Origin of the sequence: Caulobacter sp., from assembly GCF_049283275.1 — a bacterium.
GTDB lineage: Bacteria > Pseudomonadota > Alphaproteobacteria > Caulobacterales > Caulobacteraceae > Caulobacter.
On the sequence record NZ_JBAPVS010000006.1, the window covers coordinates 23,349 to 41,463 of the forward strand.

Genomic DNA, 18,115 nt, shown 5'->3' on the forward strand with positions numbered 1-18,115 from the left:
CCCCGCTCAATGTCATCGGTCGGCAAAGCGCCTAGGGGTCGAGGCGGAGACCTTTCAAATGACCCTGCACAACAACCCCGCCGCCTTCGCCTCCACGCTGGAGACCGACGCCCCGCCTTATGCGCCGGGTGAACCGCTGACCGACGACCAAGTCGACGCCCTGATCGACCACATCATGCGGCGCTATCACGACGTCCACCTGGAGGATTTTCCGCAGGCCCTCGCCCTGGCCCACAGGGTCGAGGCGGTGCATGCCGGCGACGCCGAATGCCCGCACGGCCTGGCCGATCACCTCCAGATGATGGCCGAGGACCTGATCGGCCATCAGCAGAAGGAGGAGGAGGTCCTGTTTCCGATGATGCGCGCTGGCCGCGGGTCGATGCTGCGCGTCGCCATCGCGCGTATGCAGGTCGAACATGGCGAACTGAATGAGCAGCTGACCCGACTGGAGACGCTGACCAAGGACTTCTCAGCGCCAGAGGGCGCCTGCGGGACTTGGCGGGCCCTGAGCCAGCTCTGTCGTAAGCTGGACCGCGAACTGCGCGAACACATGCGTCTGGAGGATACGATCCTCTTTCCGCATTTCTCCGGCGTCCTGTAGCTCGGCGCCCAAGACGACTCAGAAGTCGAGACTTTCGACCAAAGCCCCGGCTGAGCTGGCCGTGTCGCCGGGGCGACGACGGATCAGGACATCGCTCAAGGCCAGGGCCTTCTGGGCCGAAGAATCCTGATCGCCGATCGGCTCGACGCCGGCCGGGGTCCGCCGTCCGCGGACGAAGGTCTCGCGATCGCCGCAGGCGGCCAGCGGCCCGGTCAGCGCCGTCGAGCGCCAGTCCGTCGCGGCGGCCGATCCCAGCCCGGCCAAGCCGGCGATCAACGGCGCCACGAAGAGCCGGGCGGTGACCAGGGCCGAGGTCGGATTGCCGGGCAGGCCGACGACCAGGACGCCGGACGCTCGCCCGAGCCAGATCGGCTTCCCCGGCTTGATGGCCACTTTCGAGAAGATCAGTTGCAGATCGAGCGGCGCGAACATCGCCTTGGCGAAGTCGCGCTCGCCCACCGAGGCGCCGCCGGTCACGACGACGACGTCGGCGCGATCGATCGCCGAGCGGGCCGCCTTTTCCAGCGTCGTCAGGTCATCGTCCAAGAGCCAGCGATCGACCACCCTCCCGCCCCAGGCGCGGACGAGGGCGGCGACGCCGAAGGATACGCTGTCGGGAATCCCCGGGCGAAGCTTGGACGGGCGTCCCGGCTCGTCGAGCTCCTCGCCGGTGCTGATGATCAGCACCCTGGGCCGAGCGACCACCGACACCCGCGCCAGGTCGGCGGCCGCGGCGGCCACCATTTTCTGGGCGTTGAGTCTGACGCCGGGTTCGACGAGCACCTCGCCGGCGGCGAAGTCGGAACCTGGGGCGCGCAGGTTGCGGCCGCCATGGGGCGTCTGAGAGAACACCGCTTGAGACCCCTCGCGCTGGACATCTTCCTGGATGACCACCCGATCGGTTCCGGTCGGCGCCGTCGCGCCGGTGAAGATGCGCACACAGGCGCCGGGCGTCAGTACGCCGTCGAAGGCCTGGCCGGCATAGGCCTGACCGATGACGGTCAAGCGCACGGGCGCGTCGGTCAGATCCTCGTCGCGCACGGCATAGCCGTCCATGGCCGAGATGTCGGTGGCCGGCGTCGTGCGGCGAGCGATGATCGGTTTGGCCAGGACGCGGCCGTCGGCCAGGGCCAGGCCGACGGCTTCGGGAGGCAGGGCCTGGGCCTGGTCGGCGACGAGCGCCGAGGCCTCGTCGAAGCCGATCAACTGCAAAGGCCTCGATAGCGGGGGATCTGGCCGACCAGCGAGCAGGGCTTGAAACGGCTGTCCAGTTCCTGGCCCAGCACCAGGTCCCAGGCGTCTCGGCAGGCGCCGGTCGAGCCCGGCACGCAGAACACGAACGTTTCGCCGATCTGACCGGCCAGGGCCCGCGATTGCAGGGTTGCGACCCCGACCGTGCCCTGACTGGCCTGATGGAACACCACCGAGAAGCCGTCCATGGTTCGACGGAACAGCGGTTGCAGCGCCTCGGGCGTGACGTCGCGCGGGGCGAAACCGGTGCCGCCAGTGGTCAGGATCACGTCGACGGCTTCGTCGTCGGCCCAGGCCTGGACCTGGCGGCGGATGGCCTCGACCTCGTCGGGCACGATGATCCGACCGGCCAGGGCGTGACCCGCGGCGGTCAGGCGATCGACCAGCAGGGCGCCCGAGGTGTCGGTCTGCGGATTTCGGGTGTCGGAAATGGTCAGGACGGCGATGTTGAGCGGATAGAAGGGCAGACGCTCGTCGATGCCGGGCCTGCGGCTCTTCACGGCCAGGGGCGCGTCATCCATGGTCAACCTCCAGAGAACATCGACAGGAAGGCCACTTCCTGTCCCGAACCGATCCACGCCCCTTCGCCGATGATCAGATGATCGATCGCCGTCCGCAGGCTGCGCTCGGCCAGGGCTTCTGCGCCGCCGTCGACCCGAGCGGCCAGTTGGGCCTTCAGCCACGGCAGCGAGCAGCCGCCGACGGGGATTTCCACCGTCGTCGTGCGACCGAACTGGTCGGCGATCTTACCGAAGAAGCTGACCTGGACGGACCCGGTCACGCCATAGGGCGAAGCCAAGGTTTGAGTCACGAAGGACCTCGATCACTGCGAGCCTTGATTGGCTGAACAGGCTCTACACCCCTCGCGAGCCAGGCCGATTGTCTGAAATCAAGTGGTGGAAAATGTCGCAGGGGCGGGCGCGCGCGGTTCGCCGCCGGCCGACGCCGACGCTTGGAACGGCGTGGATGGCAAGCTTTCTGGATTGAACGTCAAGCCCGCGCCGCGCGCCCGGGGCGAGGCGAGCAGGTATTCGACACTGAGCGCGCCGGCGGATTCTCCGAAGATCGTCAGGTTGCGCGGATCGCCGCCGAAGACGGCGATGGTGTCGCGCGCCCATCGCAGCGTCTGGATCTGGTCGAGCAGGGTTGACCCCTTTGGCTCGCCTTGTCGCCGAGCTGGAGATGGGTCCATGCCCAATTCCAGCTCGGCGTTCGTCAGCGGATGATCGCCGGTTTGGCGCGACCTAGATCACCGGCCATCGCTCGTTCAGCGCTTGGGCTGCAGCATGCCGTGCATGTCGAGCCAGCGGGCGAAGGCGTCGAACCAGCCGGTGCTGGTGGTCGTCTTCGGATACATGCCAAAGCCGTGTCCGCCCTTCTCGTAGAGGTGGAACTCGACCGGCCGCTTTGCCGTCTTCCAGCTGTCGATCAGCCCAAACCCGCTGTTGGCGAAGAACGGGTCGTCGGCCGCCAGCGCGACGAACATCGGCGGCGCCTCCGCCGGGACCGTCACCGGCGCGAGCGGGCCGTAGATCAAGCCGATGAAGGCGGGCTTGGCGTCCTCACCAGCCAGCGTGGTCGCCAAGGTGAGCATGGCGCCCGCCGAGAAGCCGACCATGCCGATCCGGTCAGGATCAACGTGCCATTCCGCCGCGCGCTTGCGAACCAGCGTGAAGGCGGCGCGCGAGTCGGCGATCTGGGGCGCCAGACCCGCGATCGCCTTGTCGGGATCCATCCGCGGCCGCGCCGCCGTGGCCGAGAACATCTCGGCCATCGAACGTTCGAACCCGGGCATGTCCGCCGGTGTCTGGTTCAGCCGATACTTGAGCACGAACGCCGCCACGCCCTTTGCGGCGAGGGCGCGGGCCACGTCCGAACCCTCGTTCTCCATGGACAGCGTGCGGAACCCGCCGCCGGGCGCGACGATCACGGCCGCGCCGGTCGCCTTGGCCGGATCCGGGAGATACGGGGTGAGGGTAGCGACGGTGACGTTCCGGGCGAACAGGCTTCCATATTGGCTGTGCCACGACTCCGAGGCCGTCGCGCCCGGCAGCGGGCCCGTTCCAAGTTCGATGGCGTTCGGCTGGGCCGGGATCGGCACAGGCTGCATCTTGTCCTTCTGAGCAAAGGCCGGCGTCGACAGGATGCAGGCGACGGCCATCCCGACCGCGGTCAGGCGCGTCCAGGCCGCCCCTGTTGAGCGGACCTCTTCCGCTACGTTGATTTTCCTCATGGTGTTTCTCCCTTTGATCGTTGTTTTGAAGGCGGCGGACCGGCGGGCGGTCCGATTAACGTCGAGGACCTCGCCTAAGGCACGGCGATCTCGAACGGCGAAACGGGCAGTCCGCTCTGATCGAAGAGGTTCACGGCCGGAGCGTCGGCCCAGGCGTACCGCACGCGCGCCACGGGCTTGCCGTCGCCGGCCAGCACCACCGTGTCGCCCGAGGCGACAGAGGCGGCGAAGCGACAGGGGCCGGCTTCCGCGCAGAGCTCGAAGCCGATAGCGACATTCGCGCTGTGGGTGACAAGGCCGCCCGCCGCGCCCTTGAACGCCAGGGTCACGCCGCCGTCCGGATTGCGGATCGCCGACGAGACGCCGGGACCCGCGGGGGCGATGTCCTGGCCATAGGCCAGGGCGCGCATGGCCCGCGCCGTCCGACGGCCGACCTCCTGCTTTTCGCCGGGGTGGATGTCGAGCGGATCGCCAAGGTCGATCGTAACGACGGCGGCCGCGTGACCGTCGGCCTCGGCGACCCGGCGCTGGATGTCGCGCAGCCTCGCCCAGCCGCTCTCGGTGGGACGCGAGGCGGTGGCGCCATAGGCCGAAAGCTGGATGACGGCGAAGGGCAGGTCCGGCGCCGCGAACTGGCGGCGCCAGTCGGCCATCATCGCACGCAGCCGGCGGTCGTAGCCGGGCAGGGCGGTGTCGGACTCGCCCTGATACCAGGCCACCCCCTTCAGGCCGACCGAACCGAGCGGCGCGATCATGGCGTTGTAGAGCGTGCCGGCGCCGTTGATGTCGTCCCATGGCGACCTGGGCGCATTGGACTTGGGACGGCCGGCGACGGCGTAGCGCCAGCCGGTGTCGATGGCGATCCCGGACCCGTCGTCGAAACCTAGGCGCATCTGGCTCGCTGGGCCGATCATGCCGCCTTCGGCATAGACATTGTCGACGTTGATGGCGATGGCGTTGCGCCCTTCGACCAGGACGCCGGGGGAAAGACGGTAGAGACGAGGCGCGCTGGCGATGCTGCCGCCCCCCACGGGGACGCCGTTCACCCAGGTGCGGTCGGCGTCGTCGATGGCGCCCAGCGACAGGACGGCGCCTTGCCGCGCCTGCTCGGCGGTCAGCACCACTTCCTTCTTGAACCAGAGCATGCCGACATAGCTCGCCAGCTCTGGGACGCCCCAGCGATTGAAGGGACCGACGCCCGGCGCGGGCCGCCAATCCAGGGCGCCGTCCGTCCGCCAGGGTTCGCGGCCCGGCGCATCGCCCGACTGGTCGCGCCACCACCTTCCCCAGGTGTCGGCGGCGACGACCTCGGCCGCGGCGGTGTCGCGGGTGTAGAGCTCCAGCGTCTTGGCTTCGGCCTCCATCCCCGCCGCGCGCAGGCCTTCGGGCGCCATCCAGGGGGAAATCCGCGATCCGCCCCAGCTGGCGTGGATCAGGCCGATCGGCGTCTTGGCGGTCTTGCGCAGGTCCTGGCCCATGTAGAAGCAGACGGCCGAGAACCTGGCGATCGCCTCGGGCGTCGCCGGCGTCCAGGCGGGCGGCTGGTCGAAGCGACTTTTCGGCGCGGTGGCGACGCCCTTGGCCACGGTGAGCAGCCGCAGGCCCTGATCGGCCGCGCCGGCGATCTGGAAGCTGTTCTGGGCCTGGGCCGTCGACAGCTCCATGTTGCTCTGGCCAGAGCACAGGAAGACATCGCCGATCATCAGGTCGTCGACGATCACCCTCCCGCTGGGAGCAGTGACCAGCATCTGGTGAGGGCCGCCCGCGGGCAAAGGCGGCAAGGTCAGGCTGAACCGCCCGTCGCGGTCGGCCTGTCCGCGCACGGTCCGGCCCGCCATGTTGACGAGCACCGCCTCACCAGGTCGTGCGGTCCCGGCGACGACGAGCGGCCGGTCCCTTTGGAGCACCGCGTGGTCGCCGATAACGCCTTCAAGCCTGGGCGCGGCCGACGCCGTCTGAGCCAGGGCCAGCGCCAGGAGGGCGCTCAGCGCCGCCGTCGAAATGTTCATTGGCGATCCCATCACGCTGCTACTTCGGGAGTCCGACCTCTTCGTCGACGACGAAGGCGGCCGATTGGCTGGGTGCATCGCCGCCAGGCTGGCCCGAGCCAACGCTGACCCGATAGCCGCCCGCGGCCACTCGACGGTCGCCGTCGAGATCCACGGAACTGAGATCGCGCGGCGACAGCATGAAGGTCACCGCTCGAGTTTCGCCGGGCTTCAGCGTGATCCGCTGGAAGCCGCGCAAGGCCAGGCGCGGGGCGCCGGGCGTGTCGGGGAAGTCGAGATAGAGCTGGGCCACTTCGTCGCCGGGCCTGGCGCCGACATTGCGCACGCTGGTCGTGACGCGCAGACCCTTGCCGGCCCCGCCGCTCGCGGGCTCGACCTTCAGGGGCTGGTACTCGAACCGCGTGTAGCTGAGGCCGTAGCCGAACGGGTACACCGGCGTGCCTTCGAAGTAGCGATAGGTCCTGCCGGCCATGGCGTAGTCGCCGAACGGCGGCAGGTCGTCCACCGAGCGGTAGAAGGTCAGCGGCAGGCGTCCGGCCGGGTTGGTCTTGCCCGACAGCACATTGGCGATGGCGAGGCCCCCGGCCTGGCCGGGGTACCAGGCCTCCAGGATCGCCGAGGCGTTGTCCTTGGCCCAGGAGAGGTTCAATGGACTGCCGTTCATCGCCACGACCACCAACGGCTTGCCGAGCGCCTTGGCTTGCGCCAGCAGGGCCTGCTGGTCTGCGGGAAGGTCGAGAGTCGTCTTGTCCCCGCCCTTGAAGCCGGGGATTTCGACAGGAGACTCCTCGGCCTCGAGGTCTGAGGTCAGGCCCACCACCGCGACCAGGATGTCGGCCTGGGCGGCCGCCGCCTTCAGGTCGCCCGTCGGGTCGGTCGAGATGCGCTTCCAGACGAGATTGACGCCGGACAAGGCGTGGGATTCCGAAACGACCTCGATGGGGTATTTCCGGCCCTTCTCCAGTTGGAGGGTCTTCAAGGTCGGCAGGCTCGCCCAACCGGCTTTGCGCAGGTCCGCGAACGGCTTGCCGTCGACCTTGAGCTCGCCGTTGAAGCCGGTCAGGCCAAGACGATAGGTCCCGCTTTCGGGCGGGACCAGGAAGCCTGTCCAGACCACGCGGTGGTGATCCGAAACCGCCGCCAAATCCAGGCTTCGGGCCGCCACGTCGGGCTCCAGCCGCGTGACCAGAGGCTGTTCAGCATAGCGCATCTTGGCGACCGCCTCGCCGAACGTGCCGGGAGCAAAGCGTTTCGGGGGCGGCTCAACCGTATTGTAGTAGCGCGCCAGCAGGCCAGGCTTGCCGTCGGGCGTGCGCAGGGCCGTGGTCGGCACCCGGTCGCCGTCCGTGACCGAGGCGCCGAACGGCGCGTAGGCGACCTGGGCCGAAGGCATGGCCCGTCGCAACCCCTCGACCACCGAGATCGGCGGAGCCGACAAGGCCGAGGAGTAGTTGCCGCGCAGGACCCGGGTGGCGTCACCCAGCGGCCCGATCACGGCGATCCGCAGGCCCGGCTTGAGTGGCAGCATGCCGTCGTTCTTCAAGAGGACGAGGCTCTTTTCACCGGCGGCCAGCGCCAAGGCCTCGTGGCCGGGCGTCATCACGCTGGCCGGGCCCGTGGAGGCGGGCTCGGGCGTGCGGACGCCGGGCAGGTCACCCGCCCGCAGACGCGCCGAAAACAACCGCACCAGCGCCAGATCCACCTCGGCGGGACTGATCAGGCCACGCCGCAAGGCCTCGCGATAGCGGTCGGCCAGCCCATCGGTGTCGGTCAGGGTCGCGCCGTTGCACTCATTGTCGACGCCGGCTCGCATGGCGGCGGCGACGGCGGCGGCGGCGTCCGGGGCGTACTTGTGGTGGTCGCTGATGTCCTTGACCGCATCGCAGTCGGAAACGACATAGCCGTCGAACTTCCAAGCTCCGCGCAGATGGTCCTTGAGCAGCAGATCGCTGGCGCAGGCCGGCTGGCCGTCGATGCGGTTGTAGGCGCACATCACCGATCCCGCCCGGCCTTCAGTGATGGCGGCGCGGAACGCGGGCAAGTAGGTGTCCTCGAGATCGTGGCGCGAGACGAAGACATTGGCGGCGTGGCGGGTCGATTCCGGGCCGCTGTGGACCGCGAAATGCTTGGGCGTGGCGATCACCAGGGGGAGGTCGGGGTTGGGCCCCTGGACCCCTTGGACGAACGCCACGCCCAGGCGCGCGGTCAGGAACGGGTCCTCGCCATAGGTCTCCTGACCCCGGCCCCAGCGCGGGTCGCGGAAGATGTTGATATTGGGCGACCAGGTGTCGAGGCCCGTGCCGATGCGCCCCATGCGCCCGGTGTTGCGCGACAGGACGTGCAGCCCGCGCACTTCGGACCCGATCGCGCCGGCGACGTCGTGGACAAGCGCGGGATCGAAGCTCGCGGCCAGGCCGATCGGCTCGGGGAAGTTGGTGGTCGGCAGCGCGCCCAGCGCGCCGTGCAGCGACTCCGTCCACCAATTGTAGGCCGGAACGCCCAGCCGCGGGATGGCGGGGGCCGTGTTCAGAAGCTGCTCCAGCTTTTCGTCGGACGTCATCTGGCCGACCAGCTGGGCGGCCAGACGATCGGCCTTGACGCGATCGGCCGAGACGGCGGGCGAGGGCGGGGCGGCCGCCGCGGCGTGGGCCAGCGACGCGCCGATCGACAGCGCCCCGGAAAGGGTCGCGGCCAGGCCGCGCCGGCGCCATTTCGACTTAGACATCGTTCCACCTCACGCTTTGATCTTGCTTGTTCGATGCGGTGCGGGTCATCGCAGGGGCCCCGCGCGATCGATCACCTTGCGCGCGCCCGCGGGCCAAGCCTGGCCCTCCACCGCGACGTTGTCGACGAGCCGGTTGTTGGCGTAGTCGGACCAGCTTCCATTGGCCTTGCCGGCGTTGTGCCAGTTGCCGCGCGCGACATTGTCCGCCGCCGTTCGCCGAGGATGGGCGCCGTCCAGGGCGTTCAGGTTGACCCAGAGACCCAGGCCGTCGAACACGTTGTCGCGCACGGTGACATAGCGCGAGCCCTCATCGAGATAGACTCCGATGCCGCCGGGCACGTCATAGACATGGTTCTCGGCGATCAAGGCACCGGGATCGGCCGACAGGTGATAGATGGCCCCGCCGTCGGGGAACCAGCGTTTGACCCCATGGACGCGGTTGCCCAGGATCACCGTGTCGCGAAGGGTGGTCGGCGTGTCGTAGACCCGGTTGCCGGGCTGATCGTAATAGCCCCGGTTCAACGACATGTAGGCGGTGTTGCCGCCCGGATCGTTGACGCCCCAGCCCCAGCCCACGTCGATGCCGTCGTAGGGCGTCTCAGAGATATCGTTGCGCAGGATCAGAGGAGCGGTCGCGTAGGTGACCAGGATTGCGGCCTGCTCGCGATAGACCTGCGAGACCTTGGTGATGGTGTTGTCGCGGATGACGATGTCGCGCACCGCCAGGTCCGGTCGCGAGGGGTGGTGGGCGTCCGGAGTCACGCCGCCGACCATGATCGCGCCGCCGGCCAGATCGACGAACCGGCTGCGGACCACCTCGACCGAGCGGGTCTCCAGGCCCGCGCCGCTGAGATTGGCGCTGGCGTCGTTGCCGACCCCCAGGGCGATCTGTCCCAGGTGGGCGAACTCCGTGTCCTCGAAGAGGATCCGGGCCGCCGCGGCGACCTGCACGGCGGCCGGCTGCTGGCGCCAGTGGTTGCGCATCGCCTCGAAGGCCCAACATCCCCAGCTGCAGTCGCGGATGGGCTCGGCCGGATAGTCCGCTATCTCGTCGGCGAGGTAGGCGCCGCTCTGCTGGCTGGCGTAGCCCTGCGGACCAGAGGGACCAAGCCAGCTGGTGTGTTGGAAACCGATCCCGGCGAATTGCAGGTCATGGACCGGACGGCCCGCCGCGCCGGCGACCGAGACCAGGGCCTGGAGCTTGGGCATGATGACCTGGCTCGCGGCCATCGGCTCGCCGGCGCGAGGCTTGTAGTAGAGCTTGCCGCGCGCCGGATCGGCCCACCAGTCGCCTTCCGCGCGCACGAAGGCCAGGGCGTTGGCGATGAAGAACCGGGCGCGATCGCCCGAGACGGGCCGCGCGAAGGTGTCGTAGCCGATCAGGTTGTTCCGCCAGCCCGGCTGAGCGAGCAGGATGCGGTCGCCGCGGATGCTTTCGACCCGAGCGCGGCGATCGGTGAAGAAGCCGGTGTTTTCGACCTCGAGGCGGGTTTGGTCGGGAAGCTCCGCCAGGAAACGCCAGGCCGGATCGAGGATCTGGATGCCCCAGTCATGGAACGCGAACGCCTTCCGCGGGGCTTCGACCTCGGCGCGACGGGCCATGCGGTCGTTGACCCAGAGCTGGCGCGGGTCGGCGCCGCGCGGGATGTCGGCGACCCAGATGTCCCGCCGCGCGTCGGCGCGACGCCAATTGGCCACCGGGACGCCGCCTGAAATCACCGGGCGGGCGCCCTTGGCCGCTTCCCAGCGCACGACGTAGCCGTTCTGGCCTCCGTCCGCTTCGGAGAAGCGCAGGGGCGCGTCCAGGCGGTAGACGCCGTCGGCCAGACGAACCGTCACCGAGTGCGCCGCGTTGACACCGCGAACCGCCGCCTGGGCGCGTTCGAGGCTGACGAAGGGATGGGCCGCCGATCCGTCGCCGGCGTCCGATCCGCGTGGTGAGACCTCGAAGACGACGGGTGCTGGGGCGGGACGCTCGTGGATCTCGACCGAGGCGAAGGCCTGCTCGGAATTGGGGCGGTCGCTCGCCGCCGCCGCGGGTATGGCGAAGGTCGGCAACGACTGGGCCGAGGCGGACCCGACGCCCAGCAGGAAGAGACCCAGCACATGCGCGCCCCAGGATCGGCGGCGAGACCGCGATCTGTTGCTGGCCGCTTCGGCGCCGGGCCGGGCGCTCGGGTCGGGTACGTTGGCCACTGTCATACCGGCGGACTGGGCCGTTGAAATGGTGTGGCTGGCGATCGGGCTGTTTTCGCTCTCATAAGGCGCCTGCCGCGATCGGAAACTCGAAAACGGTGACCGAGATCGGTGGAACGGTCAGGCGCGAACCGGGACGGGGAGCCGAGCTTGCGGTGACCGTCACGCCCGCGGGCGCGCCGACCTTGTTGGCCGCCTCAAGCGACGCGCCCGTGAGAACCCAGCGCCGACCCGCGCCGCGAACGGCCAGCGACTTTAGATCCAGGTTCAAGGGTTGGGCGGTGACGGTGGCGTTGACGACGCCGATCCGCAAAGCCTTGCCGTCGGGGCTCAGGCCCGCGATCACGTCGAGCGGATAGGTCGGGCTGCCGGCCCGCACCTGGGGATGAGCGAAGCCGACCGGATATTTGGGCGCGGGCTGCGGCGAGTTCCCCGAAATGGCGACGGGAACGACGCCGGCGCCGAAGTGCTCGCCATAGAACTTGAACACCACGCCGGTCGAGTTGAGCGTCGCGTCGGTCGGGGTGATGTCCATGGTCGAGGCGCCGGTGGTGAACGCGCCCATGGTGATAAAGTCGGTGTGGCGCAGCATCTCCTGCAGGACCGTGGCGTAGGCCAGGGCCGACTTGAGATTGACGTCGCCGAAATAGGCGTACTCGTCGATCGACAGGAAGATCTTCTTGTCCTTGATGGCCGGGAAGCGCTGCTCGTAGATCTTCCACTCCTCGGCCTTCATCCGCACGTGGTTGGAAGGGGCGCGGACATATTCGATCAGCTCGGCGTCCGCCGGCGCGTTCGGACGCTTCTCGGGCCGATCGTACCAGTGCTCGGAAATGCCGTCGAAATTGCCCCAGGCCTTGGCCAGGAAGCCGCCCGTCCAGTCCAGCTCGGTGCCGAACTTGGGCGCGATGCTCTCCAGCGAAGAGTTCTCCTTGATCTCGCGCGGATGCAGCTGATCAGGCATCGCGCCGGACGCGATCAGGGTGATCGTCGGATCGACCGCGCGCATCGCCGCGGCGAAGGCGTTGTGCTTGATCATGAAGTAGTCGAGCGAGGTCTTGCCGATTTGCCACCAGCCATAGGGCTCGTTGCCGATGTTCCAGAACTTGACGCCATACGGCTCGGGGTGACCGTTGGCCGCCCGGCGCGCGCCCCAGGTGCTGGTCGCCGGCCCGTTGAGATATTCAACCTCCTCGGCCGCTGAATTGGCGTCGCCGAGCCCGGCGTCGACGGTGACATAGGGCTCGACGCCGAGGATCTTGGTCAGGTCCATCCATTCGTCCATGCCGATGTCGTTGGGCTGCATCGCGCTCCAGGCGTGATCGAACATCGGGGCGCGCTGGTCCCGCGGGCCGAGCGCGCCGTGCCAGTCCCAGTTGGACAGGAAGTTGCCGCCGGGCAGGCGCCACATGCCCGAATTGAGCGAACGGGCGATCGCCGTGCTGTCGGCGCGCCAACCGCGGATATTGTCGGAAGGCATCAAGGACGCCGCGCCGACGCGGAACGAGCCCGAGCCCAGGCCGGTGATTTCCAGGCGCGCATCGACGGCGTCCGCCGCCGGGGTGAAGCTGAACCCGGCGCGCTTCCAATCGCCGCCGGGAGCGGGAAGGGCGAGGGTCTGTCGGTCGTTCGGGCCGGGGCCCCAGACCAGCGCGACCTCGACCTTGGCGGACGCGTCGCCCGACAACAGCACATAGCCGTCGTAGCGCTTGCCCTTGGCGAGCCCGATGCCGGATTGCGAAAGACCTTTGCGGATCGTCCCATCGAGGGCGACGCGAGGGCTCTGGGCGCCGACATAGGCCGCCTTGGGGTCCATGATCACGGCGTCGTCGCCGCCCATCGGCCGCCATTTGCGATAGCTGACCCCGGGGCGTCCCTCGGCGTTCAGGGGCGGCGGGACGTCTCGGGCTTCCGGCACGACCGGGTAGTAGAACTTTCGGTCGTCCAGCATCTCCGCCCACAGCGTGCGCGCGACCAGGCCGCCGATGGGTTCGATGAACATGCCGTACTCGTACTTGGTGACGGGGGCGGCGCGCTGCGCGCCGTCGATCGTCACCTTGACCGGTTCGGCGTCGGCGCCTCCCGACACCGCCATCGTCCAGCCCAGGCACGTGGCCAGCATCCATCCATACCGCATGACGTTCTCCCTAATTACTCAGTCATTTTATCCGTCTGACCCTTGGTGTCGGGCCGCGGCGTTCTGTTTAGGTCGTTCACGCGAATTCACGGATGGATCGCGTCTATTCCAATGCAGGTAGCGTTTATTCCGACGATGGCGGTGTCTGAGGGGCCGCTTCGACCTGTTTCAGCGTCTCTTGACAGAGGTCTATTTAGCCAGACAATTGGTAGCGCTAACAAGTCGCTCCATGCAATGTCAAGATGTGCGACGGGGAGGATTTCGATGATCGCTCGTGAAACCCGGGGCGGCGGCGCCCGCGGTCTTCGGTCCTGTGCACGCCTCGTGGCGATCGTCGCGCTCGGGCTGGCTGTTCCCATGGGAGCGGCGGCCCAGGTGGCGACGAACGCGCCGCCACCGGTCGCCGGCGCCAAGCCCGTGTCGATCGAACGGATCAAGGTCCACTCCGCCGCCATCGAAGGCAATCTTGAGGGCGAGAGCGCCGATCGCGACGTGATCGTGGTCCTGCCGCCAGGCTATAAGAGCCATCCCGACCGGCGCTATCCGGTCGTCTACGCCCTGCACGGTTATTCGATCGGCGCGGAACAGTGGATCGGCGAGATCCACGTTCCCCAGACCATCGAGGGCGCGTTCGCGCGCGGCGCGGCTGAGATGATCGTCGTGCTGCCCGACAGCAAGACGGTCCACAATGGATCGATGTACTCCAGCTCGCAGACGACGGGCGATTTCGAGACCTTCATCGCCAGGGACCTGGTCGGCTACATCGACGGTCACTATCGCACCCTGCCCAGGCGTGAGAGCCGAGGCCTGGTGGGGCATTCGATGGGCGGATACGGGGCCAGCCGCATCGGCATGCGTCATGCCGACGTGTTCGGCGCGCTCTACATGATGAGCCCTTGCTGCCTTTCGCCGCGCGATCCTGGCCAGTTCAACGCCGAGACCGCGGCCGCCCTGGCCCAGGTCAAGACTCTGGAAGACGCCCGGAAGCTGCCCTGGGGCCTGCGGGCTCAACTGGCGACGGCGGCGGCCTGGTCGCCGAACCCCAAGAAGCCGCCGTTCTATCTGGATCTCCCGGTGGAGAACGGCCAGGTCCAGCCCGATGTGCTGGCCAAGTGGGCGGCCAATGCGCCCTTGGCCTTCTTTGATCAGTATGTGGGCGCGCTGCGCCGCTACAAGGCGATCGCCATCGACGTCGGCGACCGCGACGGCTTGAAGGGCGACGCGGCCCAGCTGCACGAATCCATGGACCGCTACGGCGTCGCCAACAGTTTCGAGATCTATCCCGGCGACCACACCAGCGACGTGGCGCGACGGTTCCAGGATTACGTGCTGCCGTTCTTCGGCGCCAACCTGGCCTTCACGGCGCGCTAAATCGACGGACCTAACCCTTGCCCAGGACGCCCATGATCTTCGCTCGCTCCGCCGCCGTGCTCCTTGCCGCCGTGCTCGCAGGCTTCGCCACCGCCGCGAACGCCGATCCGCTCACGGCGACAGGCCGCTGGACCGCGTACGAGCGCGCTGCGGCGCGTACGCCCCCGATGGGATGGAACAGCTGGAACGCCTTCACCAGCGACATCGACGAGGAAAAGGTCATGGCCTCGGCCCGGGTGCTGGTCGAGGCCGGCCTGGCGGCCAAGGGCTATCGCTATGTGAACATCGATGACGGCTGGTGGCTCAAGCGCCGCGCCGGGGACGGCCGCATGCTGATCCGCACGGCCCGTTTCCCGTCGGCCGCGACGCCGGACGGCGGCACGAGCTTTCGGCCTCTGACCGACCGGCTCCACGCCATGGGCCTGAAGGCCGGCATCTATTCCGACATCGGCCGCAACAGCTGTGGCCAGGTCTTCACCTCGACCTTTCCCAACCAGCCCGAAGGCGACGTGCGCGAGCGGGAAGTCGGGCTCTACGGCCACGTCGACCAGGACATCGCCCTCTATTTCCAGGAGTGGGGATTCGACCTGATCAAGGTCGACGGCTGCGGCGTGCGCGGGCTTCCGCCCACCGATGCGCGGGTCAAGGCGGGGCAGTATCGCGCGCTGGGACCCTTGGTCGATGTGGATTCCCTGGGGCGGACGGACGTCCCGGCGGTCCGGTCCCTCTACCAGGCGGTGGGGAAGGCCCTGGATCGCAGCAACCCCGACGGCGATTTCGTCTATTCGATCTGCCTTTGGGGCGCGGCCGACGTGCGCGCTTGGGGCAAGGACGTCGGCGCCATGTCGCGCACCAGCGAGGACATCTCGCCGACCTGGAGCCGCATGCTGCACAATCTCGACAGCGTCTCGCGTCGCCCTCTCTATGCGCACCCCGGATCGTGGAACGATCCGGACATGCTGTATGTCGGCAAGGGCGACTTCGACGCGGCGCACCTCGTCGAGGCGCGGTCGCATTTCGCGCTCTGGGCGATGGTCAATGCGCCGCTGATCATCGGCTACGACCTGAGAACGGCCGCGCCGTCGCTGCTGGAGGTGCTGGGGGCGCGGGAGATCATCGCGCTCAACCAGGACCCGGCGGGCAATCAGGCCGTGCTGGCTTTCGACTCCAGCGACGTCTCCATCTTCGTCAAGACGCTGGACGGCGGCGACAAGGCCGTGGCGATCCTCAATCGCACCTCCGCGCCCCTTGAAGCCGTGCTCACCGCCGACCAGTTGAAGTTCCTGGGTACGGTCGACGTCGAACTGACGGACCTATGGACCGGCGAGGCGAGCCGATTCCGGGCCCAGCGTAAGTTCCAGCTGGCTTCACGCCAGACCCTGCTGTTCCGGGCCAAGGGCGCGCGCAAGCTCGCCGACGGCGTCTTTCTTTCCGAACAGCCCGGGGCGGTGAACCCGGCGATCGACGGGGTCGTGACGCCGCAGGCCGATCCGCTGATCCATCGCGCCATCCTGCCCTGGCGCGGCACGCGCGGCTTCGGCGAGCCGCCCCGTTACGGCGGTTGGGGCGGGGCCCAGGCCGACCGCACCCCGTATGATCAGGAACTGGCGATCGCCGGCCAGCGGTTCGAGACGGGCCTTGGCGTTCTGGCCAATTCGCGGCTCGAAGTGCGCAACGCCGGCTTCCGCCGCTTCACCGCCAGCGTCGGCGTCGATGATTCCGCCCAGGAGCGCACGCAGCCCGTGACCTTTCTCGTCTATGGAGACGGCAAGCTTTTGGCGACATCGCGGTCGCTGAAATTCGGCGAGCCGCCGCAGGATCTCGACATCGAGGTCTCAGGGATCAAGGTGCTGGAACTAGTCGTGCGCACGCCTGGACCATCGCGACATCCAGATCCCGTCACCTGGGGCGACGCGGCGCTGCATCGTTAGGGCGAAGCGGCGATCGAGCGCCTGCCCAGGGACAACCCTTGAAACTCGGCGCTCGTTAGAACCGTCGCTCCGCAGCGTATAGGTTGGAGAAAACCATGCCAAAACCGTTCCGCCGCCTGACCCTGGCTCTGGCCGCGAGCCTGTGCTGCCTTGGCGCCGGCGCGGCGTCGGCCCAGGTCTGGCGCGCCGACAGCGGGCAGGGGACCTATCACAACCCGCCGCTCTACGCCGACTATCCCGATCCGGACATCATCCGGGTCGGCCAGGACTTCTACTTCGCCTCGACGACCTTCGTGAACGCGCCGGGCCTGACGCTGCTGCACTCCCGGGACCTGGTGAACTGGGACATCGCCGGCCACGTCATGCCGCGCCTGGAGGGCAATCCGAAGTACGATCTCGCCGACGGCGGCGACTACCGTCACGGCGTGTTCGCCCCCAGCCTGCGCCATTACAACGGCCGCTTCTACATCGCCGTCACGCCCGTGGGGCACAACACCCGCCTCTATTCGGCCGCCGACATTCGCGGCCCCTGGACGATGCACGAACTGGATCGCGAGGCGTTCGACCCGGGCCTATTCATCGACACGGACGGCAAGGCGTTCGTCGTCACCTCGATCGGCTCGGACGGCACGATCCGCCTGTTGAGCCTCAACGCCGATCTCACCGCTGTGACCGATGACCGGAAGATCCACTACGTCCAGGGGGCCGAAGGCTCCAAGCTGATCAAGCGCGACGGCTGGTACTATCTGTTCAACGCCATTCCGCGTCGCCTGGCCCTGACGGTGTCGCGTTCCAAAAGCCTGACGGGGCCTTGGGAGACTCGCGAACAGATCGACGACACCACCGGCGGACACCAGGGCGCCCTGGTCGATCTGCCGGACGGCGGTTGGTACGGCTTTGTCATGCGCGACGCCGGCGCGATCGGCCGGGTCACCAATATCAGCCCGGTGTTCTGGCGCGACGACTGGCCGGTCTGGGGCACGCCCGCGGCGCCGGGCCGTGTGCCGGATCTGGCCGCCAAGCCGATCCTGGGCGAGCCGTTCGCCGAACCGCCCAGCTCCGACGATTTCAGCGGCGGCGCGCTGGGCCGGCAATGGCAATGGAACCACAATCCCGATGACAGCCGCTGGTCGCTGAGCGAGCGTCCCGGCTTCCTGCGCCTCAAGGCGACGACGGCCCACGACTTCTGGAACGCCCGCAACACCCTGCTGCAGAAGGGGCAGGGTCCCAAGGCGCGCGGCGTCGTCAAGCTGGACGTGCGGGGACTGAAGGCCGGCGACGCCTGCGGCTTTGGCACGTTCGGCAAGTTCTCCAGTCAGATCGTGCTCACCCGTGCGCCGAACGGCCAGGGCGCCTTGAGCGCGCGGCTGGTGGAAAGCACGGCGGCAGGACCCAAGACCTCGCCACGTGGCGAGGCGCGCGCGGTTCGCCTGGGCGATCTTTGGCTTTCGGTCGACATGGATTTCACCACCGACAAGACCGCCCTGGCCTACAGCCTCGACGGACGATCCTGGACGGCGATGCCCGGCGACTTTCCGCTGGCCTTCGACTGGCGCACCGGGACATTCCAGGGCGAGCAGTTCGGGCTGTTCTGCCACAACCCCGCCGGCGGCGAAGGGCGGATCGATGTCGACAGCTTCACGCTGAGCAAGCCCTGAGGC

Annotated in this window: 13 protein-coding genes; 4 read left to right on the forward strand and 9 right to left on the reverse strand. The window is 68.4% G+C overall.

The window, feature by feature from the left end; translation table 11 throughout:
* The first annotated feature begins 58 nt into the window (after positions 1 to 58).
* Positions 59 to 601: a hemerythrin domain-containing protein gene (locus tag WAL33_RS00345; protein ID WP_422177380.1), complete on the forward strand. Its 543-nt coding sequence runs from the start codon at positions 59 to 61 to the stop codon at positions 599 to 601.
* Positions 602 to 619: 18 nt separating this feature from the next.
* On the opposite strand, the gene WAL33_RS00350 is transcribed toward WAL33_RS00345, so the two are convergent.
* From WAL33_RS00350 to WAL33_RS00390, 9 genes are all read right to left on the reverse strand, one after another.
* Positions 620 to 1,807 carry a molybdopterin molybdotransferase MoeA gene (locus tag WAL33_RS00350; RefSeq protein WP_422177382.1) on the reverse strand — a complete coding sequence of 396 codons (1,188 nt, stop codon included), beginning with the start codon at positions 1,805 to 1,807 and terminating at the stop codon, positions 620 to 622.
* A complete protein-coding gene (gene moaB, locus WAL33_RS00355; RefSeq protein ID WP_422177384.1) occupies positions 1,804 to 2,373 on the reverse strand; it encodes a molybdenum cofactor biosynthesis protein B in 570 nt (189 codons plus the stop codon). Before moaB ends, WAL33_RS00350 begins: the two co-directional genes overlap by 4 nt.
* A 2-nt stretch (positions 2,374 to 2,375) precedes the next feature.
* A complete protein-coding gene (locus tag WAL33_RS00360) occupies positions 2,376 to 2,663 on the reverse strand; it encodes a MoaD/ThiS family protein (RefSeq protein ID WP_422177386.1) in 288 nt (95 codons plus the stop codon).
* A 78-nt stretch (positions 2,664 to 2,741) separates the two neighbouring features.
* Positions 2,742 to 3,044: a carboxylesterase family protein gene (locus WAL33_RS00365; RefSeq protein ID WP_422177388.1), complete on the reverse strand. Its 303-nt coding sequence runs from the start codon at positions 3,042 to 3,044 to the stop codon at positions 2,742 to 2,744.
* Between the two features lie 75 nt (positions 3,045 to 3,119).
* Complete coding sequence (locus WAL33_RS00370) at positions 3,120 to 4,013, reverse strand: alpha/beta hydrolase (RefSeq protein ID WP_422177426.1); 894 nt, start codon at positions 4,011 to 4,013, stop codon at positions 3,120 to 3,122.
* A gap of 146 nt (positions 4,014 to 4,159) precedes the next feature.
* Entirely contained in the window at positions 4,160 to 6,094 is a 1,935-nt protein-coding gene (locus tag WAL33_RS00375; RefSeq protein WP_422177390.1) for a sialate O-acetylesterase, read from the reverse strand.
* A gap of 19 nt (positions 6,095 to 6,113) precedes the next feature.
* Positions 6,114 to 8,819 carry a glycoside hydrolase family 3 C-terminal domain-containing protein gene (locus tag WAL33_RS00380; protein ID WP_422177392.1) on the reverse strand — a complete coding sequence of 902 codons (2,706 nt, stop codon included), beginning with the start codon at positions 8,817 to 8,819 and terminating at the stop codon, positions 6,114 to 6,116.
* A gap of 45 nt (positions 8,820 to 8,864) precedes the next feature.
* A complete protein-coding gene (locus tag WAL33_RS00385) occupies positions 8,865 to 10,925 on the reverse strand; it encodes a right-handed parallel beta-helix repeat-containing protein (RefSeq protein ID WP_422177394.1) in 2,061 nt (686 codons plus the stop codon).
* Between the two features lie 151 nt (positions 10,926 to 11,076).
* Entirely contained in the window at positions 11,077 to 13,152 is a 2,076-nt protein-coding gene (locus WAL33_RS00390; protein WP_422177396.1) for an alpha-L-arabinofuranosidase C-terminal domain-containing protein, read from the reverse strand.
* 264 nt (positions 13,153 to 13,416) lie between these two features.
* On the opposite strand from WAL33_RS00390, the gene WAL33_RS00395 reads away from it, so the two are divergent.
* The 3 genes from WAL33_RS00395 (at position 13,417) to WAL33_RS00405 (ending at position 18,112) form a co-directional block, all read left to right on the forward strand.
* Positions 13,417 to 14,523: an alpha/beta hydrolase gene (locus tag WAL33_RS00395; protein WP_422177398.1), complete on the forward strand. Its 1,107-nt coding sequence runs from the start codon at positions 13,417 to 13,419 to the stop codon at positions 14,521 to 14,523.
* 32 nt (positions 14,524 to 14,555) lie between these two features.
* Entirely contained in the window at positions 14,556 to 16,454 is a 1,899-nt protein-coding gene (locus tag WAL33_RS00400; RefSeq protein ID WP_422177400.1) for an NPCBM/NEW2 domain-containing protein, read from the forward strand.
* Positions 16,455 to 16,549: 95 nt separating this feature from the next.
* Entirely contained in the window at positions 16,550 to 18,112 is a 1,563-nt protein-coding gene (locus WAL33_RS00405) for a glycoside hydrolase 43 family protein (RefSeq protein ID WP_422177402.1), read from the forward strand.
* The last annotated feature ends 3 nt before the right edge of the window (positions 18,113 to 18,115 follow it).

Coding starts and splice junctions, on each gene's coding strand:
- WAL33_RS00345 (WP_422177380.1), top strand. CDS start 59: ATGACCCTGCACAACAACCCCGCCGCCTTCGCCTCCACGCTGGAGACC.
- moaB (WP_422177384.1), bottom strand. CDS start 2,373: ATGGATGACGCGCCCCTGGCCGTGAAGAGCCGCAGGCCCGGCATCGAC.
- WAL33_RS00365 (WP_422177388.1), bottom strand. CDS start 3,044: ATGGACCCATCTCCAGCTCGGCGACAAGGCGAGCCAAAGGGGTCAACC.
- WAL33_RS00370 (WP_422177426.1), bottom strand. CDS start 4,013: ATGGCCGTCGCCTGCATCCTGTCGACGCCGGCCTTTGCTCAGAAGGAC.
- WAL33_RS00375 (WP_422177390.1), bottom strand. CDS start 6,094: ATGAACATTTCGACGGCGGCGCTGAGCGCCCTCCTGGCGCTGGCCCTG.
- WAL33_RS00380 (WP_422177392.1), bottom strand. CDS start 8,819: ATGTCTAAGTCGAAATGGCGCCGGCGCGGCCTGGCCGCGACCCTTTCC.
- WAL33_RS00390 (WP_422177396.1), bottom strand. CDS start 13,152: ATGCGGTATGGATGGATGCTGGCCACGTGCCTGGGCTGGACGATGGCG.
- WAL33_RS00395 (WP_422177398.1), top strand. CDS start 13,417: ATGATCGCTCGTGAAACCCGGGGCGGCGGCGCCCGCGGTCTTCGGTCC.
- WAL33_RS00400 (WP_422177400.1), top strand. CDS start 14,556: ATGATCTTCGCTCGCTCCGCCGCCGTGCTCCTTGCCGCCGTGCTCGCA.
- WAL33_RS00405 (WP_422177402.1), top strand. CDS start 16,550: ATGCCAAAACCGTTCCGCCGCCTGACCCTGGCTCTGGCCGCGAGCCTG.